Annotated in this window: 23 protein-coding genes; 11 read left to right on the forward strand and 12 right to left on the reverse strand. The window is 37.3% G+C overall.

Features of this window, described 5'->3' with window-relative positions:
• Positions 1 to 42: 42 nt before the first annotated feature.
• Genes FW768_RS10150 through FW768_RS10165 form a run of 4 tightly spaced genes read right to left on the reverse strand, consistent with a single transcriptional unit; the run spans position 43 to position 2,877 of the window.
• Positions 43 to 642: a CDP-alcohol phosphatidyltransferase family protein gene (locus tag FW768_RS10150; protein ID WP_153395080.1), complete on the reverse strand. Its 600-nt coding sequence runs from the start codon at positions 640 to 642 to the stop codon at positions 43 to 45.
• A 4-nt stretch (positions 643 to 646) separates the two neighbouring features.
• Complete coding sequence (locus tag FW768_RS10155) at positions 647 to 1,294, reverse strand: LA_2272 family surface repeat-containing protein (protein WP_153395082.1); 648 nt, start codon at positions 1,292 to 1,294, stop codon at positions 647 to 649.
• Positions 1,295 to 1,325: 31 nt separating this feature from the next.
• Positions 1,326 to 2,399, reverse strand: a complete 1,074-nt coding sequence (locus FW768_RS10160) for a fatty acid desaturase family protein (RefSeq protein ID WP_185151964.1) — start codon at positions 2,397 to 2,399, stop codon at positions 1,326 to 1,328.
• 10 nt (positions 2,400 to 2,409) lie between these two features.
• On the reverse strand, positions 2,410 to 2,877 hold the full coding sequence (locus FW768_RS10165; RefSeq protein WP_153395086.1) for a hypothetical protein: 468 nt from the start codon (positions 2,875 to 2,877) through the stop codon (positions 2,410 to 2,412).
• Positions 2,878 to 2,932: 55 nt separating this feature from the next.
• Here FW768_RS10165 and FW768_RS10170 point away from each other — a divergent pair, with 55 nt between their 5' ends.
• The gene (locus tag FW768_RS10170; RefSeq protein WP_231128667.1) at positions 2,933 to 3,916 is read left to right on the forward strand and encodes an XRE family transcriptional regulator; all 984 of its coding nucleotides are present in this window, start codon (positions 2,933 to 2,935) and stop codon (positions 3,914 to 3,916) included.
• Positions 3,917 to 3,943: 27 nt separating this feature from the next.
• On the forward strand, positions 3,944 to 5,008 hold the full coding sequence (locus FW768_RS10175; RefSeq protein ID WP_153395088.1) for a hypothetical protein: 1,065 nt from the start codon (positions 3,944 to 3,946) through the stop codon (positions 5,006 to 5,008).
• 1 nt (position 5,009) lies between these two features.
• On the opposite strand, the gene rimM is transcribed toward FW768_RS10175, so the two are convergent.
• Positions 5,010 to 5,552: a ribosome maturation factor RimM gene (rimM, locus tag FW768_RS10180; protein WP_153395090.1), complete on the reverse strand. Its 543-nt coding sequence runs from the start codon at positions 5,550 to 5,552 to the stop codon at positions 5,010 to 5,012.
• Positions 5,553 to 5,565: 13 nt separating this feature from the next.
• Positions 5,566 to 6,129, reverse strand: a complete 564-nt coding sequence (locus FW768_RS10185; RefSeq protein ID WP_153395092.1) for a 30S ribosomal protein S16 — start codon at positions 6,127 to 6,129, stop codon at positions 5,566 to 5,568.
• Between the two features lie 232 nt (positions 6,130 to 6,361).
• On the opposite strand from FW768_RS10185, the gene FW768_RS10190 reads away from it, so the two are divergent.
• Complete coding sequence (locus FW768_RS10190) at positions 6,362 to 7,984, forward strand: serine hydrolase (RefSeq protein ID WP_185151965.1); 1,623 nt, start codon at positions 6,362 to 6,364, stop codon at positions 7,982 to 7,984.
• Between the two features lie 31 nt (positions 7,985 to 8,015).
• Here FW768_RS10190 and FW768_RS10195 read toward each other — a convergent pair whose 3' ends face one another.
• The 3 genes from FW768_RS10195 to FW768_RS10205 all read right to left on the reverse strand — a co-directional run bounded on the left by FW768_RS10195 (position 8,016) and on the right by FW768_RS10205 (position 9,740).
• Positions 8,016 to 8,528, reverse strand: a complete 513-nt coding sequence (locus FW768_RS10195) for a nitroreductase family protein (RefSeq protein ID WP_153395096.1) — start codon at positions 8,526 to 8,528, stop codon at positions 8,016 to 8,018.
• 41 nt (positions 8,529 to 8,569) lie between these two features.
• Positions 8,570 to 9,211 (reverse strand): DoxX family membrane protein, encoded by a 642-nt coding sequence (locus FW768_RS10200; protein WP_153395098.1) that lies wholly within the window; start codon positions 9,209 to 9,211, stop codon positions 8,570 to 8,572.
• 79 nt (positions 9,212 to 9,290) lie between these two features.
• Positions 9,291 to 9,740 carry a hypothetical protein gene (locus FW768_RS10205; RefSeq protein ID WP_153395100.1) on the reverse strand — a complete coding sequence of 150 codons (450 nt, stop codon included), beginning with the start codon at positions 9,738 to 9,740 and terminating at the stop codon, positions 9,291 to 9,293.
• A 155-nt stretch (positions 9,741 to 9,895) separates the two neighbouring features.
• Here FW768_RS10205 and FW768_RS10210 point away from each other — a divergent pair, with 155 nt between their 5' ends.
• A complete protein-coding gene (locus tag FW768_RS10210; protein WP_153395102.1) occupies positions 9,896 to 10,264 on the forward strand; it encodes a hypothetical protein in 369 nt (122 codons plus the stop codon).
• Between the two features lie 71 nt (positions 10,265 to 10,335).
• On the opposite strand, the gene FW768_RS10215 is transcribed toward FW768_RS10210, so the two are convergent.
• Positions 10,336 to 10,860 (reverse strand): SRPBCC family protein, encoded by a 525-nt coding sequence (locus FW768_RS10215; RefSeq protein WP_153395104.1) that lies wholly within the window; start codon positions 10,858 to 10,860, stop codon positions 10,336 to 10,338.
• A 209-nt stretch (positions 10,861 to 11,069) separates the two neighbouring features.
• Here FW768_RS10215 and FW768_RS10220 point away from each other — a divergent pair, with 209 nt between their 5' ends.
• The 7 genes from FW768_RS10220 (at position 11,070) to FW768_RS10250 (ending at position 17,529) form a co-directional block, all read left to right on the forward strand.
• Positions 11,070 to 13,118, forward strand: coding sequence for a M3 family metallopeptidase (locus FW768_RS10220; RefSeq protein WP_153395106.1), 2,049 nt, complete (start codon positions 11,070 to 11,072; stop codon positions 13,116 to 13,118).
• Between the two features lie 13 nt (positions 13,119 to 13,131).
• A complete protein-coding gene (locus FW768_RS10225) occupies positions 13,132 to 13,551 on the forward strand; it encodes a hypothetical protein (RefSeq protein WP_153395107.1) in 420 nt (139 codons plus the stop codon).
• A gap of 210 nt (positions 13,552 to 13,761) precedes the next feature.
• Positions 13,762 to 13,962, forward strand: coding sequence for a YqaE/Pmp3 family membrane protein (locus FW768_RS10230; RefSeq protein WP_153395109.1), 201 nt, complete (start codon positions 13,762 to 13,764; stop codon positions 13,960 to 13,962).
• A gap of 163 nt (positions 13,963 to 14,125) precedes the next feature.
• On the forward strand, positions 14,126 to 14,857 hold the full coding sequence (locus tag FW768_RS10235) for a class I SAM-dependent DNA methyltransferase (RefSeq protein ID WP_153395111.1): 732 nt from the start codon (positions 14,126 to 14,128) through the stop codon (positions 14,855 to 14,857).
• Between the two features lie 121 nt (positions 14,858 to 14,978).
• Positions 14,979 to 15,236 (forward strand): serine hydrolase domain-containing protein, encoded by a 258-nt coding sequence (locus tag FW768_RS10240; RefSeq protein ID WP_231128668.1) that lies wholly within the window; start codon positions 14,979 to 14,981, stop codon positions 15,234 to 15,236.
• A 250-nt stretch (positions 15,237 to 15,486) separates the two neighbouring features.
• The gene (locus tag FW768_RS10245; protein ID WP_153395113.1) at positions 15,487 to 16,002 is read left to right on the forward strand and encodes a hypothetical protein; all 516 of its coding nucleotides are present in this window, start codon (positions 15,487 to 15,489) and stop codon (positions 16,000 to 16,002) included.
• Between the two features lie 111 nt (positions 16,003 to 16,113).
• The gene (locus FW768_RS10250; RefSeq protein WP_153395115.1) at positions 16,114 to 17,529 is read left to right on the forward strand and encodes a gluzincin family metallopeptidase; all 1,416 of its coding nucleotides are present in this window, start codon (positions 16,114 to 16,116) and stop codon (positions 17,527 to 17,529) included.
• Positions 17,530 to 17,610: 81 nt separating this feature from the next.
• Here the strand turns inward: FW768_RS10250 and FW768_RS10255 are convergent, their stop codons facing one another.
• The gene (locus FW768_RS10255; RefSeq protein WP_153395117.1) at positions 17,611 to 18,300 is read right to left on the reverse strand and encodes a response regulator transcription factor; all 690 of its coding nucleotides are present in this window, start codon (positions 18,298 to 18,300) and stop codon (positions 17,611 to 17,613) included.
• Positions 18,301 to 18,317: 17 nt separating this feature from the next.
• A complete protein-coding gene (locus tag FW768_RS10260) occupies positions 18,318 to 19,094 on the reverse strand; it encodes a sensor histidine kinase (RefSeq protein WP_153395119.1) in 777 nt (258 codons plus the stop codon).
• Between the last annotated feature and the right edge of the window lie 5 nt (positions 19,095 to 19,099).

The raw sequence follows: 19,099 nt of genomic DNA on the forward strand, positions 1-19,099 counted from the left end.
CGCTGTATGATTCATCAATTATTTAAAAGAAAACGATATGGATCAATTAAAGAAGATGGTCTTTTTTCTCTGTTTTCCGTTCCGGATTCTCCATGCATGGTAAGAGCTGGGTACGTCATACTGCCATTTCGGGAGCAGCACGACAATCAGGATCACATCTATATGAGAGATAAAGCCCAATCCCACTGTAAGATAAAATGCCCAGCCGGTCTGTTGGAATCCTATTAAATAGGTAAAAGCGATCAGCAGACTCACTCCCCACATTTTTGATAAGAACGCATGGGTACAGGTTTCCTTTCCGAATTTCCAGATGCTTACGATATAGCAAAGTGCTTCCATCACAAAGATCAGAAGAATTCCCTGCCATTCGTCTTTAATGAGTCCGGGATTCAGGAAATAGGCAGCAAAGCCCAGTGAAAGCCAGAATATCAAATCGGTCTGACTGTCCATTCTCCGGAGTTTTTCGGAAGAAACCCCTGCTTTCCGGGCAATAATCCCATCAAAAATGTCCGTGAGCAGTCCTGCATACATCATTATCAAAATTATAAATCGGGCTTTTTCACCTGCAGAATAGGCTAAGAAAAGAATCACCGGAGCAAGGAGCAGTCTTATGGCAATTAAAATATAAGGTATTGTTTTCATGGTTTTAAAAATTAATGATTGGTAAACTTCTTTTTCCGTTTTTATTCCATAGTCCCAACTGAAGGCCTTTCATTTTCCTGGAAACATTGACCAGCCCGATCTGTACTCCTGTCATTTCTTCTGTTTTATTGTAGATTCCGGCCTGAAATCCTTTAAATAGTTCAGCGTTGTTTACCGGAGCAATCGTTACTCCTTTAAAGTCTTTTTCATAATTATAAAACCCGGACAGCATCACCCCCTTTCCTTTATCGATGTAAGTGCCCAGTCCTGTTACAATAATTCCGTTCATCGTGTTTCCATAATTATAAACTGAAACAGAAACCCCGTTGTGGTTCACTATACTTCCGTATCCGCAACCGGAAACCGTAAGGCCGTTGACAATAAGCTCAGGCTGCTCTTTCCTGTTTTTCGCAGGATCGTAAAACATCCATACAACAGGTCCCAGAGGAATCGGTTCCAGATTGATACCATTAATTTTTCTGGTATTGTTTTTATCCAGAACACCTCCTAACCCTAAAGCAATACCGTTTACTTTATCAATTTTATTTAATGGAGTTAAAGCGGCGAAACTTGTTCTTTCCCTGCTTAAACTGTTCTGAGCTGAAACCAGAACACTCAAAAAAAGTCCTGTTATTAAAAATATTGTTTTCATATTCTTTTTGATTTATATTTTTTATTCAAAACTACCGGCTTAATTTTTTCAGATATTCATAATGAGAAATTACCGCATAAAAGATGCTTTTTTCATGATAAGGAAGCTGATTTCTCACTGCTGCTTTTTTAATAGCGGGAGTGATAATCGTATACACTGTATGCGGAAGACCGGGAAAAAGATGATGGGCGGCATGGGAATTAAATCCTCCGAAAATCCAGTTGGCCAGTCTGTTTGTAGGGTGATAATCCAGAGAAACGGCTAACTGATGTTCATAATAATCATAGGGTAGATAACCGTTTTCATCTGCTTCCGGAAAGTCTGTTTCAAGGCTCAGGTGGGAAATAATCAGGGTGAGCACAAAAAACAGGGAAATCGTCAGGTGCATGATGATAAAAGACAAAATGATTGTCACTACCGGAATATGAGTAAAAAAAGCAGGAATTACCAACATGTAGCTGAAATAAGCCAGCTTCAGGATAATGACTTCTGCAACAGACATCCAGGAATGGCTTTGATTTCTCAGATTGGCCAGGTCTTTTTTCCCCAGATAAATAAAATCTTTAATCAGGATCCAGTGTAAGGTATACAGACAATACAATAAAGTAGCGTATAAATGCTGGTATTGATGAAGCTTACTTCTGGGCTGATTAGCAGAAAGCCGGATGAATATATTGTCATCAATATCTGTGTCACAACCATCTACATTCGGAAACACATGATGTGAGGCAATATGTCTTTTTTTCCACAGTCTCGCATTAACTCCCTGCAGATTAAAGGTGATATAATAAATAATCTGGTTCAGCTTTTTATACTTTGAAAATGTATTATGTACACAGTCATGAGAACAATTGAATGCAAGAAGTATCCCTGACAACCCTAATAATATATAGTTAATAACAACGGCGTACCTCTTATTTTCCATATAAGGATTAAAAAGATTGAGATACAGCAGGATAAAAGCCACAGAATAGAACAAGAATTTTACAATTATTAGCTGCTTCGCTTTATCAACAGTCTCTTCTGTAAGCAGTACCTTTACCTCTTCACGCAGCTCCGGGTAAAACGCGGAACTCGTTTTTTTGAATTTTATCTTTGTTTTCATGATCATGTGGTTAAAAAACAATGTTGAACCCAAAGGAATACCTGAATCCTTTAATAGGAAAGTGTTTATACGTATTGTACTCGAAATTATAGCCCAGTTCTCCGGTAAAGAAATGGCAGAATGTTACTCCGAATTTGGGTGACGCAGTATAAGGAGAAACTCCTGCTCCCGCATATAGGCTGGTCACGAGATCTTCATCACCAAAAGCTTTTATCTTCCGGAAATAATCGAATTCCGGAATGATCAGCAGCTTTCTCTCGTCCCACCAGTTAAAGTGCCCTCTCAGGCTGTAATAGTTCTTGGCATTTTCGGACGGTAATTTCATTCCTACCGATAAAAAGGTCTTGTCTCCTAATGAAGTTCCTTCTATTCTGGTGCTGAGTATTACGGCTACAATTTTCCAGCCTTTATCATTTCCCAGCTGGGCTTTGCCCAAACTAAAAAAAAGTAAAAATGCTCCTAAGATTATATTTTTCATCGCTGATTGTTTTAAAATGATGTTTCAAAATTATCGGTGAAAAACACCAATCCGAATGCGAAAAAAAATTAAAATAAATGCCTACATTTGTGAAAATCACAAAAACATGCATCAGGAACTTTTACTCAGGGAAATTCGCAGGAAAATTGGTGACAAATCGCTGAATGATGAAATTGCTAATATCCTCAACGTAAGTTATGACGCAGCCCACAGAAGAACTTCATTAAAAGCGAAATTCAGCTTTGAAGAGGCTCTGGAACTGGCAAAATATTATCAGATTTCTCTGGATCAGTTTATGACATCCGATCATCAGATTCTGGTACAAAAAACATCAGCAGTGACTGAGACAGAAGATTTACAGTCATTTTTTCAGAATAATCTCAGCGTTTTTGAGAATTTACCGCTTTCAGACGGGATTACCATTTACTATTCAGCGAAGGATATTCCCTTTTTCTATACTCTTTCTGATACCCTGCTTTCCCGGTTCAAAGTGTATGTATGGATGAATCTCCTGAATGCCAAGCAGGTCTTCGTTCCTTTCCTTCAGTTTTCACCGCCTTATTTTGAAGCAGACACCCAGGAATTGAAGAAAAAGTATGAAACACAAAACGTTGTGGAACTGTGGAATGATATGACGGTTTCCAGCATTCTTCAACAGATTGCCTTTTATTCTGATACCGGCCTGTTACAAAAAAAAGAAGCCAATATTATTTTAGGGGAACTGAAGGAACTTATAGAATATATTGAACAGAAAACTGAAAACAATCCCAAATTTCATCTGTATGAAAATGAGCTGATGCATCTTTCCAACGATATTTTTTTCCATCATCCGCAGCAGTCGCTTTTTGCCATTCCTACCAATATGTTTGGGTATATTCTGATTAATGATGCCAAAACCTGTAACGAAACCCTGAATTATTTTGAACATCAGATTAAAAATTCAAAATCCCTGAATACCTCCGGGAACCGCGACAGGAAGATATTTTTCAACAAAATGTACGAACAGATCGGCCGCCTTCAGAGATATCTGAGCGAATAAAACTGTATCTTTAATCAAAACAACCTTATGAAAACCCGGATTATCCTCTTATTTTCACTATTGGTGCTTCAGTCCTGTTATTCCCCGAAAACAGATATTGAGGAGGACAAACACCCTGAAATACCGGAATTTCCAAAATTTTCAGAGCCTGCCATTTATGCGGAAAAGGTAATCGAACTTCCTCTTTCACAGAGCAGTAATTGTTTTTATCAGCAAAAGGATGATTATTTTTTCATCTACAATTATCCAGGGCTGGATTACGCATCCAATGATCTCTGCCAGCTCTTCATCATCAAAAACGGTAAACCAGTCATTTTTGAAAAATGGAAAAATATTCCGAAGATCAATAATTTTGCATTTGTGGGGGATCATGCAGATCTTTATGTGAATAACAGAAAATATCTGGCCCCCAATTATACTCTGAAAGAAATTTTCCCCATTTATAATCTTGATGATGTTCAGGATAAATATGAACACCTTTTGCATTTGGGAGAAAATGAAAAAGATTCCGCGGTATTGCAAAAGATCGCCGTGGAGCAGAAACAGCTTCAGGATAATATTTTAAGCAGGATCAAAGAAATCCGTTACATCGATAATGAAGCCAGTCCGGGAATGATGAACTACCCTTCCTCATCCGTTTCCTATCTCTGCAATTCTGATTCTGAAAATCCTTTTTATATTATGCCTAATTTTCTGGAAGAATCGCGGGCTGCATTTGAAATGAGGGATGTCGGCTACAAAGATTCTCTTTACGGGAAATTACGACCGAAAATGACACTGGTTCACAGAGAAAACAGGTTTACCCGTGAAATCAGCAAACAGCATGTGGATTCTACATTTTTCAATCAAAAAGATAGAATTGTTACCGGAAATGTTTGGTTCAGCCGTGGCAATCATTATGTAGCCAGCTTTGGTTATTCTCCGGTCTACATGTATTATTACGATCTGAAAATCAAAAATAAGACCATCTCTACCAAGGAAGACAATACCAAAATGGTTATCACATCCATTGTAAAAACAGCCTCAGGGAAATATTTTTTAGTGAACAACCTGAAAGCAGGAAAGTTTCAGGTCTATTTTTTGAAAAATTAAATTATTCGTCCTTTTTGGAAGGCACTAAAAAGACATCGATAAGTCCTTCAGGAAGTTCAGTTTTAATGAATCTTTCTACTCTGTTGACTTCCATGATCCAGTCTTTGATAATTGGAATTACTACTTCTTTTCCGTCTAAATTGGTGATAAAGTAGTTCTGTGCAGTCTGATCATTAACAGATCTTATCACTCCGCAGTTATTATTATTCTGGTCCAGAATATCGAAACCAATGATTTCGTGGTAATAGAATTGTTTTCCTGAAAGCTTAGGCAGTGTAGCAAGCGGCAGATAAACACTTTTACCTAACACCTGATCTACAATGGCTTCTGTGGAATTTTTAAGGAAAATATTCAGAGCATCGTTTTTGCTCCAGGATGATCTTTCAATAAAAAAAGGAACCAATAATCCGTTGATTTCAACGAATATTGATTCCAATTTATTGTAAAGCTCGGGTTGATCGGTATCCAATTTAAGGATAACGTTGCCCGCAAGTCCGTGTCTGCGTGTGATCTTACCTAATAAATAGCAGTCTTCTTTACGCATACGGCGGTACTTTTTAAGCTTCAGTGTTTTCTTCAGTTTCAGCAGCAGGAGCTTCTCCTTCTGTAGCTTCAGCAACTTCTTCAGCAGGTGCGTTAGCAGCTTCTTCAGCAGCCTTAGCATCAGCTTCAGCCTGTGCAGCAGCAGCGATTCTAGCTTCGTTTACTTTAGCTTCAGCTTCTAAAGCAGCTTTCTTAGCGTCTGCCTGAGCTTTAGATAAACCTTCTACTTTACCTTGTACTTTTGCATCTTTAGCTTCTACCCAAGCATTGAATCTTTTTTCAGCTTCAGCTTCGTCAAAAGCACCTTTAGCTACACCACCTTGTAGGTGTTTTTTGTAAAGGGCACCTTTGTAAGAAAGGATTGCTCTTGCAGTATCAGTTGGCTGTGCACCGTTGTTTAACCACTTTACAGCAGCATCAACGTTCAAATCGATAGTTGCAGGGTTAGTAATTGGGTTGTAAGTTCCTAGTTTCTCGATGAATCTACCATCTCTTCTAGCTCTAGAATCTGCAACCACGATGTGGAAGAAAGGCTTACCTTTTTTACCGTGTCTTTGTAATCTGATTTTTACTGACATAATGTTGTGAATTTTACGGGAACTCGTCCCAGTTAAATATTTAAGAGTGCAAAGATAAATAATTTTTCCGATGTAACAAGATAAAATCTTAAATTGTTATAGTATTAAACGGTCAGACAGTTTGTTTATGAAAAATTTCTGTGATTTCCGGAGTTAGTTCTGGTATTACTTTTTCTTTTTCATGTTTCCGTTCAAAGCATTTTTAAATATTTTAACAAAAACGTTACGTTTAATGAAAAACTTACTCCTCCTTATGGTAGCCATCTTTGGTTGTAAAAATCTGTACAGCCAATCCAGAGAAGAAAAAATTGACAAGCTTATCAGCTCTTATGAGCATCTCGGCCGTTTTAACGGAAGTGTTCTTGTGGCAGAAAAGGGAAAAATACTTTTTGAGAAAAGTTATGGCATCAAAAATTTCCAGACCAAAGAAAAGAATACTAATCAGACTATTTACCGGATCTACTCTACCACCAAATCATTCACAGCTACCGTTGTTTTATTGCTGGAAAAACAGGGAAAATTATCTCTGCAGGATAAACTATCCAAATATTTTCCAAAATTTCCAAAAGGAGACAGCATTACCATTGAACAATTACTTACCCATACTTCCGGCATTCAGAACAATACCAATTCTGAGCAGACCAAAGATGAAGAAACATTTCTGAACTATATAGCGGGCCAGCCTTTAGATTTTTCTCCCGGCAGCAAATGGAGTTACAGCAATTCCAATTATTACTTATTAGGATACATCATCAACAAAACGGCAGGAATGTCTTACCAACAGGCTGTAAAAAAATATATTCTAAATCCTTTAAGCATGACCAGTACAGGTTTTGGATTTAAAGATTTAAAAGATAAAAACAAAGCAACAGGCTATGATTTTTTATCCAAAAACAATTCCAGAGAAGGGGTAAATTATGATTATGACCACCCTCACGCTGCGGGCGCCATGTATTCTACAGTAGAGGATCTTTACAAATATGAAGAAGGACTTAAGAATTTTAAAATACTGGATAAGGAAACTTTGGAAAAGGCGCAGTCCCCTTTCCATAATTACGGCTATGGATATGGATGGACCGTTGAATCAATACAAGGGAAAACGGTGATCGGACATGGTGGTGCGGGGCCTGGCTTTCTATCTTTCTTTTCAAGAATTCCTCAGGATGATATTTCTGTTATCATATTAAGCAATATTTTCGATGGTGGTGTTCCGGAAGTATACAAAGGAACCATCTCTTTACTGAACAACCATCCTTATCATCTTCCTAAAAATGTAAAAATCAGTCCTGAACAGCAAAACCGGATAAAGGGATTATACCAGTCAGCAGACAGGAATATCTATATTTCTGCAAACGACGGATTAACAAGCTATTTTGATTCTAAAGACAGCTCTGGAGATACCTTCTTTCCGGAAAATGAAAAAAAGTTTTACGTTATCAATTATGAAAATGATAAAATTTATTTTGAATTTGAAGCGGGCAAAAATGGAGAAATAAGCTCTTTAAAAATAACCAAAAACGGAAAACTGATGAGGGAAGCTAAAAAAATAAGCAGTTCTTTTCTATGGGGAGCAGTAGGAGCCTCCACTCCAAATGGGTGGAACGGACCAGATGTAAAATTAGCACCCAGTTCCAAAAATAAAAATATTCTGGAAGCCAGAAATGTCATATTAAAACCAGGTGACCTAAAATTTCGGGCCAATAATGAATGGGCGATGGAACTGGGCATCAATGAAGCCAACCATCTGGTAAAATATGGGAATAATATCAAAATAACAGAACCCGGAACCTATGATATTATTCTGGATATGACCAATGAAATTAACCCTGCTTACCAGGTAATTAAAAAGCCGTGATTACAGGATTAATTTCACAGGTATAATTCATTTAATTAAGTTTCCCCAAGTAGAAAAGTCCAAGACATTTCTGGTTTTCTTCAATAGTCAGGGATTCTTTCAGATGGTCTACAATTTTGGGTGAACTCCAATAGCACCCTATTTCATTGGCTGTACAGGTAAGATACATATTTTGTACAGCCATTGAGGTAGCTGCAATTTCTTCCCATTCAGGAACCATTCCGCTAAAATTAACGACAATGGATACTACCGCATCTGCTTTATTGATTTTAAATCCTATATCGTTATATTTTTTCTCCAGGAAAAGCTGTTCAGGCTGTGTTGCCTTATAAATAGCCTGCATTTCGGAAGCTAGCTTTGCTTTGTCTTCGCCTCTGAAAACTTTAAATCTCCACGGTTTCGTCCGTTTATGATTGGGAGCAAATGCTGCTGAGCTGAGAATTTCATCAATCAGTTCCTGAGAAATTTCATCATCGGTATAATCTTTCGGAAATATACTTCTTCTGTGCTCTATGATTTCTTTTAAAATTTCTGCTTTATTCATGCTGCAAATTTACAACATGAACGCAAACGCACCGCATTTATTTACACCTGATTTTTCAAAAAAAGATCCGGGTTTTTGTATGCTTTATACCCGGTTATTACAAAGGTACCCACCATCAAAATCCCCAAAGCTGCAGAAATCCCCTTCATGTAGATATTTTCACCGACGGGCCCAAGCAGATAAAGGGTTACAAAACTGAAAATATAAATCATTCCCGTCATTACCCAGCTTTTGTCCGGATCCGGAAAGGCTTTCACAGAAGATGACTGATTGTAGCTGAATAAAGGCATCAGTTTATGTTTATCCCATATAATCAATGCCAGTACGGCAATCATCATCAGGGAAGTAATCATCCAGGTTCCGGTAAAAGAGAGGCTTATCGTAATGACCCATATATTACTCAGGATTGCCATGAACATGAGTGCCCCCAATAATGCAAAGCGCTGTGTCATCAGTAAAATTCCTGCTGCCACCTGTGTGAGTCCTAAAAAATTCCAATAAAAACCTGATTGATATAATGCTTCAAAAAAATACCCGATGGGATGATCTGTAGAAATACGGGTAAATCTCTCTCCCATCAGTTTCACCAGCCCTGAGGGTAGAAAAGCAAATCCTACGAGGTATCTTAAATGTATGATGATCCACTGATTGAATCGATTTGTTCTTAACTTTTCAAATATCACAGCTTTAGTATTTTGCAATGCAAGGTACTAAAATATTTCAAATCCACAAATTTCTTTCAATATATTTGTAATGAGATCCCTAAAGTACTTCAATAATCTCCTGGTGGATATTATTCAGAGTAAAAGCATCTCCTGATTTCATTCCCATCATTTTTCGGGCCATAGGACTTTCGGGAGAAATGGCATAAAAACGATCTCCTTCAAAAAAGAATTCACCTAAAGAAACAGAAATATAAAAACGGGCTTTATTGGTAATCACAAGAGAGCCGAGTTGTACTCTTTCCGTAGCATTGTTCAGCACTTTTGCCATATTTCTTTTCAGATCATTCAAAGCACCTAACTGGCGCTGCATCTGGTAGATCTCCTCTTGCATTTCTTCCCTCATACTGTCATATTTGGGCGTTTTTTTAATGTCACGGCTTGCTTCCAGCGTAAATTCGATGAAGTTTTTAAGTTTTTCTATTTTCTCTGCAATAACAGTCTTAACATAGTTTCGGATATCACTTTTTTCAAATACAGTCTTCTCCATACATCTAATCTTTACATAAAGGTATATTTTTTTCCTGAAAAAATTAAGCCATTCTGATCAGGACAGCCTATTATTTTAACAGAACCCATTTTTTCATCTAAAAAATCTAATTCTCCCCGCATTATCCGTAAATGTTATATTTTAGCCTAAAAAAAATGAAGATAGGTTTAATCATATGGGCTTTGATTTTTATACTGCCATTAAGCTCATGTGTTTCTGATGAAGAATCCGTCAGACAGGTAAATTCAGCGTTTAAGGGTGAATATGCAGGAACGTTCAGCGGAGATGAAAACGGCAACATTTCTTTTACAATATCAAAAGAAGGAACCATGGATGGCAAACTGGAATTTCCTCCCGCTAATACAACAGAGATCATAGACGGATATGTGAATTCCGACGGTAAATTTGATATGAATACCAAAAATAATTTTCATTTTACCGGATACCTGAAACAAACCCACACTACGGGAAGTTGGAAAAGAGGTCCGTTATCCGGGACGTTCAGTTTTGACAAAAAACAATAGTAATAACACTTCTATTTTGAGTTGCAATAAAAAAAGAGACTTTTTATAGCCTCTTTTTTTAGTATTATTAATTATTGTTCTGCCTGTTTCTTCAAATCTCCAAGCCCCTGATTAAACATTTTTTCCATATTCATGTTCATCAGAGGCTTCATGATCTTCATTACCGGATTCAGTTCATTGTCTATCATCCAGGTTACTTTGGTTCCGCTTCCTTCAGGAGTTAAAACAAATGCTGCTTTGGCATTACCATTGAATGGTTTGATAAAGTGAAGTTTTGTCACCAGTTTTTGATTGGGCACTATTTCAGTAACAGACTGTTCTCCTTCACTTCCCTCTCCTATCCAATGATAAGAATCTCCCATTTTGTCACCTTCTCCGGAATATGTGATCTTGATATTTTTGATTTCTTTAGAAAAAGGATCCCATGTGTTATAGCTTTTCAGAGAGCCTACATGCTGCCATACTTTTTCTATTGGAGCATTAATGGTTACAGCTTTTTCGAAATGATAATCTTTGCTGAATGTTAATATCGCAATGATACCATATACGACAAGAAGCAGAATGATTGTGCCAAGAATTTTTAAGATTGTTTTCATAGTTTATCTATTTTTAAGTTTATTTTGAGTTGAAATGGTAAATCCTGTCACCAAAATTAGTCATTCTGTTTTCTCTGCAGCTTTCCATATGACAAGATTATTAAAGTTAAAGTATTTTTGTCATATCCTGACATCAAGGCATTATTTTTGACCATTTTCAGCTTTGATTCAGGGATGAATCATTATTTTTACCTTAAATAAAATTGAAAATGAATATTTTAACAGAAACTTTTAATACGCCATATCACGCAGCCCCTTTCAATGAAATCAAAAATGAGGATTACCTTCCGGCTTTTAACGAACTGATTAAACGATCTGAGCAGGAAATTGATGCCATTGTCAATAATCCAGAAGCACCAACTTTTGAAAATGTTATTGAAGCCCTCGCCTATTCCGGTGAACAGCTGGATGTGGTTTCGAATATATTTTTTAATTTAAATTCTGCGGAAACCAGTGATGAGATCCAGCAGATCGCCCAGGAAGTTTCTCCCATCCTGACGGAATATTCTTCTAAAATTTCTCAGAATGAGGCCCTTTTCAGCAAAATCAAAAAAGTATATGATGAGAAGGAAAAATACCAACTTAACGGTGAACAGGAAATGCTTTTAAATGAAACCTACAAAGGGTTTGTAAGAAGCGGAGCCCTGTTGAATGAGGAAGACAAAGAAAAATTAAAGAAAATCAGCATGGATCTGTCTTTAAAGTCCCTTCAATATGGACAAAACGTACTGGCTTCTACAAATGCTTATTTTAAACATATCACCGATAAAAAAGAACTGGCTGGAATTCCGGAAGCCATCATTGAACAGTTTGCTGAAGACGCTAAAGAAAGAAATCTTGAAGGCTGGGTGGTTACCTTGCAGTACCCAAGCTATATTCCGTTTATGACGTATGCCGAAAACCGTGATCTGAGAAAGGAACTGGCTCTGGCCAACGGTAAAAAATCTTTCAATGGTGATGAGTTTGACAACCAGAATCTGATTAAAGAGCTTCTTACTTTAAAGCAGCAGAAAGCTGAGCTTTTAGGATATAAAAATTATGCGGATTATGTTCTTGAAGAAAGAATGGCTAAATCTCCGGTTAAGGTTTTTGATTTTTTAAATGAACTTTTAACCAAAGCAAAGCCTTATGCTGACCAGGAAATCGAAGAACTGAAATCTCTGGCAAAAGCTGACGGAACTGAAGAAATGCAAAACTATGATCATACGTTCTATGCCGAGAAGCTCCGTAAAGCCAAATTTGATCTGGATGACGAAGAACTAAAACCTTACTTCCCACTGGATCAGGTACAGGACGCCGTGTTCGGACTGGCAGGAAAACTTTTCGGGCTTAGCTTTGAAGAAAGAAATGATATTCCGAAATATCACGAGGATGTGAAAGTGTATGAGGTAAAAGAAATTATAGCTGTTTCCAGTACCGGTAAGATAGAATCTGAGTACAAAGCATTGTTATACGTTGATTATTTCCCAAGAAAAGGTAAAAGAGCCGGAGCATGGATGACCAGCTATAAAAGCCAGTATCAACAAAACGGTGAAAACTCCCGTCCGCACATTTCTATTGTATGTAATTTCAGCAAACCGACAAAAGATACACCTAGCTTACTGACCTTCCAGGAAGTAACCACTCTTTTCCATGAATTCGGACACGCACTTCATGGCATGATGGCTGATACTCAATACCCAAGTCTTTCCGGAACTTCCGTAAAATGGGACTTTGTAGAACTGCCTTCCCAGTTTTTGGAGAACTTCTGCTTTGAACCTGAATTCTTAAAAACATTCGCAAAACATTATCAGACAGGAGAAGTACTTCCTGATGAAAAGATTGAAAAAATTGAATTGTCTAAAAACTTCATGGAAGGTTACCAGACGCTCAGACAGATCGGTTTCGGGCTGCTGGATATGAATTATCATACCAAAGTGAAAGAGCTGGAGAATGAAAGTATAAAAGAGTTTGAAGATAAGTATACTAAACCTGCTACCCTTTATCCGATTAATCCTGAAACAGCCATGAGCCCAAGCTTTTCGCATATTTTCCAGGGCGGATATTCTGCAGGGTATTATTCTTACAAATGGGCTGAAGTACTGGATGCCGATGCTTTCCAATATTTTAAGGAAACCGGAATTTTTAATCCTGAAACCGCAGCAAAATATAAAATCCTGCTTTCTTCCGGAGGAACAAAAGATCCTATGAAGCTGTATAAAGACTTCAGAGGAAGCGAGCCTAAGGTGGAAAGTTTACTGAAAAGAGCATTTGGATAAAAAATAGACAATTATGAAGCAGGTACTTAATACTCTTGGAGAGATTTTTATAAAGACTTTAAAAATCACTCTTAATAAGATTACTTCCGAAAGCATTGACGAAATTTTAAACAACAGAGATGAGCCTGAATTTTCATCATTGTGGATGCAGGCTTACCAGGCCGTGGAGGAAAAGGAAATGAAGGAAGCTTTAAGGGATCAGGTTGACGAAATCAGAAAGGAAATCTTTTTATTCACTTTCAGAACAGCCAACTCATCTGATCTTCCGGCCTATATTTCTGAAGATTTTGAACTGATTGCTTCTTACTGCATTCATGAAATTGAAAATCCCTGGGTTACGAATCTGTTTTTCACGTATCTCAATCATCAGATTCCTTATGGAGAACTGATGAAAACGGATAAGACCATGAAGGAATTAATTGATTCACTATAAAATTCCGGATTATTTAAATAATAAAAGATAGGTGTAGGTTTTATTCCTGCATCTATTTTTTTATAATTACCTCCCCGAAAAATGAAAAATGGGATACAGAGAAGCAGTCATACCTAATCTCTTCACCAAATAATATTTTCCAAGCAAAAGCCACTCCTATTTTTTAAAATATAACTAACTTTCGTATTCATAATATTAAAATCAGAAGCCATGTTATTAGCTATTCTTCTCCCCTTTCTATCCTTTATGGTTCGTGGAAAAATCATTACAGGAATTGTCTGCCTGATTCTTCAGATTACATTGATAGGCTGGCTTCCCGCAGCGATCTGGGCTGTTTTATCCTTAAATAATGAAAGAGCAGACCAACGAAATGAAAGATTAATCCGTGCCATGCGCGAAAATCGGAAATAAGCTGCCGACCGTGAATATATTATACAGATCCTTTATTTTTTTTAAAGGATTTTTTATATTCAAAAGCGCTTACAGGAATTGTAACAGGAAATCAGAAAGACTATTTCATGGATTATTTTCGTTTTTAATGAAACAAATCTCTTAGAAAAACAACCTATCCTATATGAAAGAAAATAAGTACGACGAACCTTCATTTTTTGAGCAGTATGATAAAATGCTCCGCTCTCAAATCGGGCTGCAAGGAGCCGGGGAATGGCATGCCCTGAAAAATATGTTACCGGATTTTAAGGATAAAAATGTTCTTGATCTTGGCTGCGGATTCGGATGGCACTGCCGCTATGCTGTTGAAAATGGAGCAAAATCTGTCATTGGAATTGATCTTTCAGAAAAAATGCTTGCCAAGGCGAAAGAAGTCAACAGCCTTGAAGGTATTCAATATGAAAGGAAAGCTCTGGAAGATCTGGAGTATCCTTCAGAAAAATTCGATATTATATTGAGCTCATTAACTCTGCATTATGTGGAATCTCTGGATACGGTCATTCAGAATGTTTACCGATGGTTGACTGCCGAAGGACATTTTATATTCTCAGTGGAACATCCTGTGTTTACCTCGGAAGGAGGCCAGGATTGGACTTATGACAAAAATGGCGAAAAAATAAGCTGGCCTGTCGACCGATATTTCATGGAAGGAAAAAGGAGCACAACATTTCTCGGCGAAAATGTCACCAAATACCACAGAACTTTAACCTCTTACCTGAATACCCTGCTAAAACACGGCTTTAGAATCAAAGAAATTGTAGAACCAGAACCAAGCCATGAAATGCTGAAAGAAATCCCTGAAATGAAAGATGAACTCCGCCGCCCAATGATGCTTCTGGTCTCAGCAGAAAAATAGTATTCTAAGATAAAAAGAAGCTAAACTAATATCATCACTATGAAACTCAGAATCATTATTTTATTCTTACTTACCCATCAGCTGTATTTTACACAAAAAAAAATCTTCCGGATCTAAAAATATGGAAGCCAGAATTGATAGTATTATTCTCACTGGTTTTAGTAATAAAAATGAGCCTGGTGGCGTATTTATGGTGGCTAAAGGCGAGAAAACCCTATACCGGAAGGCCTTCGGGAAAGCCAATCTGGAACTGAATTCAGATATGACTCCGGAACAGGTCTTCCAGATCGGCTCAATGACCAAACAGTTTGCTGCGGTGGCTATCCTTATGCTGGAGCAACAGGGAAAACTGAGTGTTAATGATCCGGTTTCAAAATAGATTAAAGATTATCCTTCCGGAGATAAAATTACGATTCACCATCTGCTTACCCATACTTCAGAGATTATTTAGGGAGCAAAGGATAGAATCAACTTCGTTGATTCGTCGAAGCATGTGGATAAGCATACCTCTTCATCAGCGACAAAGTCGTTTCACTTTGCCCACTTCAAATAAAGCGGAATTATTCATCAACTTTGCGTTAATTTTTTTGCAGACTTGAAGAAATATAAAATTTAAACAGTCTCTAAGTATGAAAAATTCAAAATGGATCAGCTGGAAAAGCTATTTTCAAAAGCATTTACCTGTAAAAATAGGAGCCACCTGTACTCTTATTTCCCTTTTACTTGCCTGTACAGGCTTTGCAGCTATTGTATCGGTTATTCCTGTCGCCTTTGCTGTTGAATTACTGATCTCGCTATTTGGAGATCATCAAGAGGGACCGGGTGGTTTGATATTGCTGTCATTCGTTTTTATCAGTGCTCTGATCATGACTTTCTATTATGTAAAGAATCTGGCAAGAAACATATTCACGATTACGAAAAAAGAATTATTCCTTATTATGTTCCTCTTTTACTGGATTGTGCACTCTCTGGGTTTTTATATTTACTGGGGCCTTTTTACGGATTTTAGCAATGACGGGCAGATTATTTTGGGTTCTATCTTCAGCTTTCCGGTTTCCAGTCTTGCTTTTATTATCATCGGTTTTTGGATTGACTCTATCATTAAAAAATACACTCCGGAACATCAGTTACCTGAAAATCATTAAAAATTCTATTAGTTATTTCAAAAAATTTGGAGGATCACGGCTTAAATAATATCTTTATCAGACAGCATTTCTCAGAAATTGCTGAAAGAAACTAAATACCATATGCAATCAATGTTCAGAAAACCAGACATTAAAATTACATTCTCGTTTTTCATTATTTTATTATTTTCATTACAAGCCATAGCCCAAGAAAAAAGTCCTTTGCTTACTGGCAAAGTCACTATTTCCATAAAAGAAGGAACTTTTGACTGTGATCTTACTTTAAGTGATATTCCCCGTATTGAAGATTATGTCATCCGCCTCAATTCCGGGATGAATATATTACACTTTAAAAGTAAAAAGCCCAATGATTTTGTACTAGCTTATGAAAAAAGTACTGTTGACAGTACTTCAACAGGCGAGTCACTTGCCTACTATTTTCCGAAAAACAAAAAAGAAAAATTTCTGCCTCAATCTGTACAATTGAAGTATACCGGCAAGTTTCCTATTGCCAAAGATACTATTGAAAATTATACTAAAGATGACTGGAGAGGAAATATCGCCTTCAACTATAATTCTCTGAGAGCCGAAGGTAACCAGGGCGCCTGGTATCCTATTTTATTTGATATGGCCAAGGACAAAAAATATGAAGAAGTGCGATATGATATTGAATTTACCTGCAGCGACTGCTCCACTCTGTATGTCAACGGAAATCCCCCTGTAAAGGCTAAAAATTACCGTTTCAAAAGTGATGTACCCTATGAGCTGGCGGTCTTCCTTGGAAATTATGATTACTCCAATATCGCCAATACCTATATCCTGAATCCTCAACTTACGCAGGAACAGATTAAACAATTCAGCGAAATGATTAATACCTATAAAAATTATTATGCTGAAAACCTGGAAACTCCTTTTGGGGGGCCGGTGACTTTTGTAGAAACTACCCCTACTTCCCGCGACAACGGATGGCTGTTCGTATCTTACCCAACCATCATGAATATAGGCTGGGGAGATAATGGACTTAAAAGCCTTTTTGATCCTAAAACCCAGAACTGGTTCAAGCCTTTTATTGCTCATGAACTGGCTCATTACTATTTCGGAACTTATAAACAATTCAACTCTGAGCTTGGCGGAATTATCTCAGAAGGATTTTCGGAATTCCTTTCTCTAAAAGTAGCCAAAGATATTCTGGGTAAAGAGGTATATGACAAAAAGATAAAGGATAAACTTAAAAATATTAAGGATTTTACTCCAATGCCTTTAAGCACTATCAAAACAAAACCATCCGATGATGATTATATTGAATATGCTTACGAATCTACTCCTATTCTTCTGGCGGCTATAGAAAAAGAAATAGGTGAAAAGCAAATGTGGAAATGGATGGATGCCCTTCTGAAAACACCTACCGTTTTCACCAACTACTCATTCCTGATATCAACGTTAAAAGCATCACTTAAAGACGATAAAAAATTTGAATATCTCAAAATCCGTTATTTTGAAGACAAAAAGCATATAGAACATGCCATACAGACTTTAGAACAGAAGTAAACAAGATGACAGCAGAACACCCTGCTGTCATTTTTTATTTATGCTGAATAAGTAGACCATAACTTCCAGCCTTCCTAAATCCTACTCAAAATTATCTTTCAGATAATGGGTATCCACAATTTTACTTTCTATGGCATACACTACAAGGCCTGCCGTATTTTTTGCCCCGGTTTTCAGGAGAAGGTTATTGCGGTGGCCTTCAACTGTCCTCGAACTTAAGAATAATTTATCTGCAATTTCCGAAGTACTGTACTGCCTGCAAATAAGCTCCAGCACCTCTTTTTCTCTTTTTGAGATATGATTGGCATCAAAAATACTGGAGACCTTTTTACTGGAATCCGTTATATTCTGATGCAGCGCTTCCATAACTTCCCCATTATAATAAAAGCCTTTCTCATACACTTCCCTCACCGCTTTGACCAATTCTGCCGGGCTGGAATTTTTTTTAAGAAAAGAACAGGCTCCCGACTGGATCATATTGATGATAAAAGATTTGGTATTGTAACTGGTCAGTGCAATTATTTTTACCTGAGGATATTTTGTATGGATCTGTTTGGTTGCTTCTACTCCGTTTACTTCCGGCATATTAAGATCCATCAGAATTACATGTGGCAGCTCTTCAAGAACAGCAAGAGCATCAAGAATCTCTTTGCCATTGCTGAAATCTCCGGAAAGCACCATATCTTTTTCTCTTTGTATTAAAAAGGAAATTCCCTGGCGGAACAGGGCTTCGTCATCTACAATGATCACCCGGATTAAGTTTTCTTTCATCTTATTCTGATTATCAATTAAAATGTAAATTCTACCGTAGTTCCCTTGTCTTTTTTACTTTCTATTTTCAGGGTACCATTGATGAGCTCTATTCTGCTTCTTATATTTCTCAGTCCCAGACCGCCTTTTAGGGTATCGTCATCCGGGTCAAAACCTTTACCGTTATCTTCATACCTGCAAACATTTTTTCCGTCTCTTCCTTCAAATATAATCCGGATATGAGTGCTTTCGCCATGCTTTATGGAGTTGTTGGTAAGTTCCTGGATTATTCTAAAGATATGTAAATTTTTTTCACTTTCAGCCTTTGCAAAATATAAATTGCTGGTATAGGAAACCTGCACTGTTTTTGAAAGATTGATTTCTGAACACAGGGCATCTATGGCCGCGTGCAGTCCGAATTTTTCCAATATGGGAGGAAGCAGGTCATGCGAAATCTGCCGGGCACTTTCTGCGGTTATATTAATCAGGTTTATTATTTTATCCTTAAGCTCGGTATATTCCTCTTTTGTTAAATATTCGCAATCCAGCAGATGAACATTCAGAGAGACCACACTTAGTTTTGAGCTGATATCATCATGCAGATCCTGAGCTATTCTCAGTCTTTCTTTTTCCTGTGAACTGATCATGGCATGGGTAAGATCTTTTTCATACCTGATTTCCATTTCTTTTTTCTGAAGAAGATTTTTGGTGATCTTTTTATTGGAGAAATAGTAGAAAATAATCAGTGCGACAGCCAGTAAGGTGAATGCCAGAAAAGTGTAGACTATCGTGGAAATAATGGTATTGTCATTCATGGTAT

Source organism: Chryseobacterium vaccae (assembly GCF_009602705.1).
In the GTDB taxonomy this organism is placed as follows: domain Bacteria; phylum Bacteroidota; class Bacteroidia; order Flavobacteriales; family Weeksellaceae; genus Chryseobacterium; species Chryseobacterium vaccae.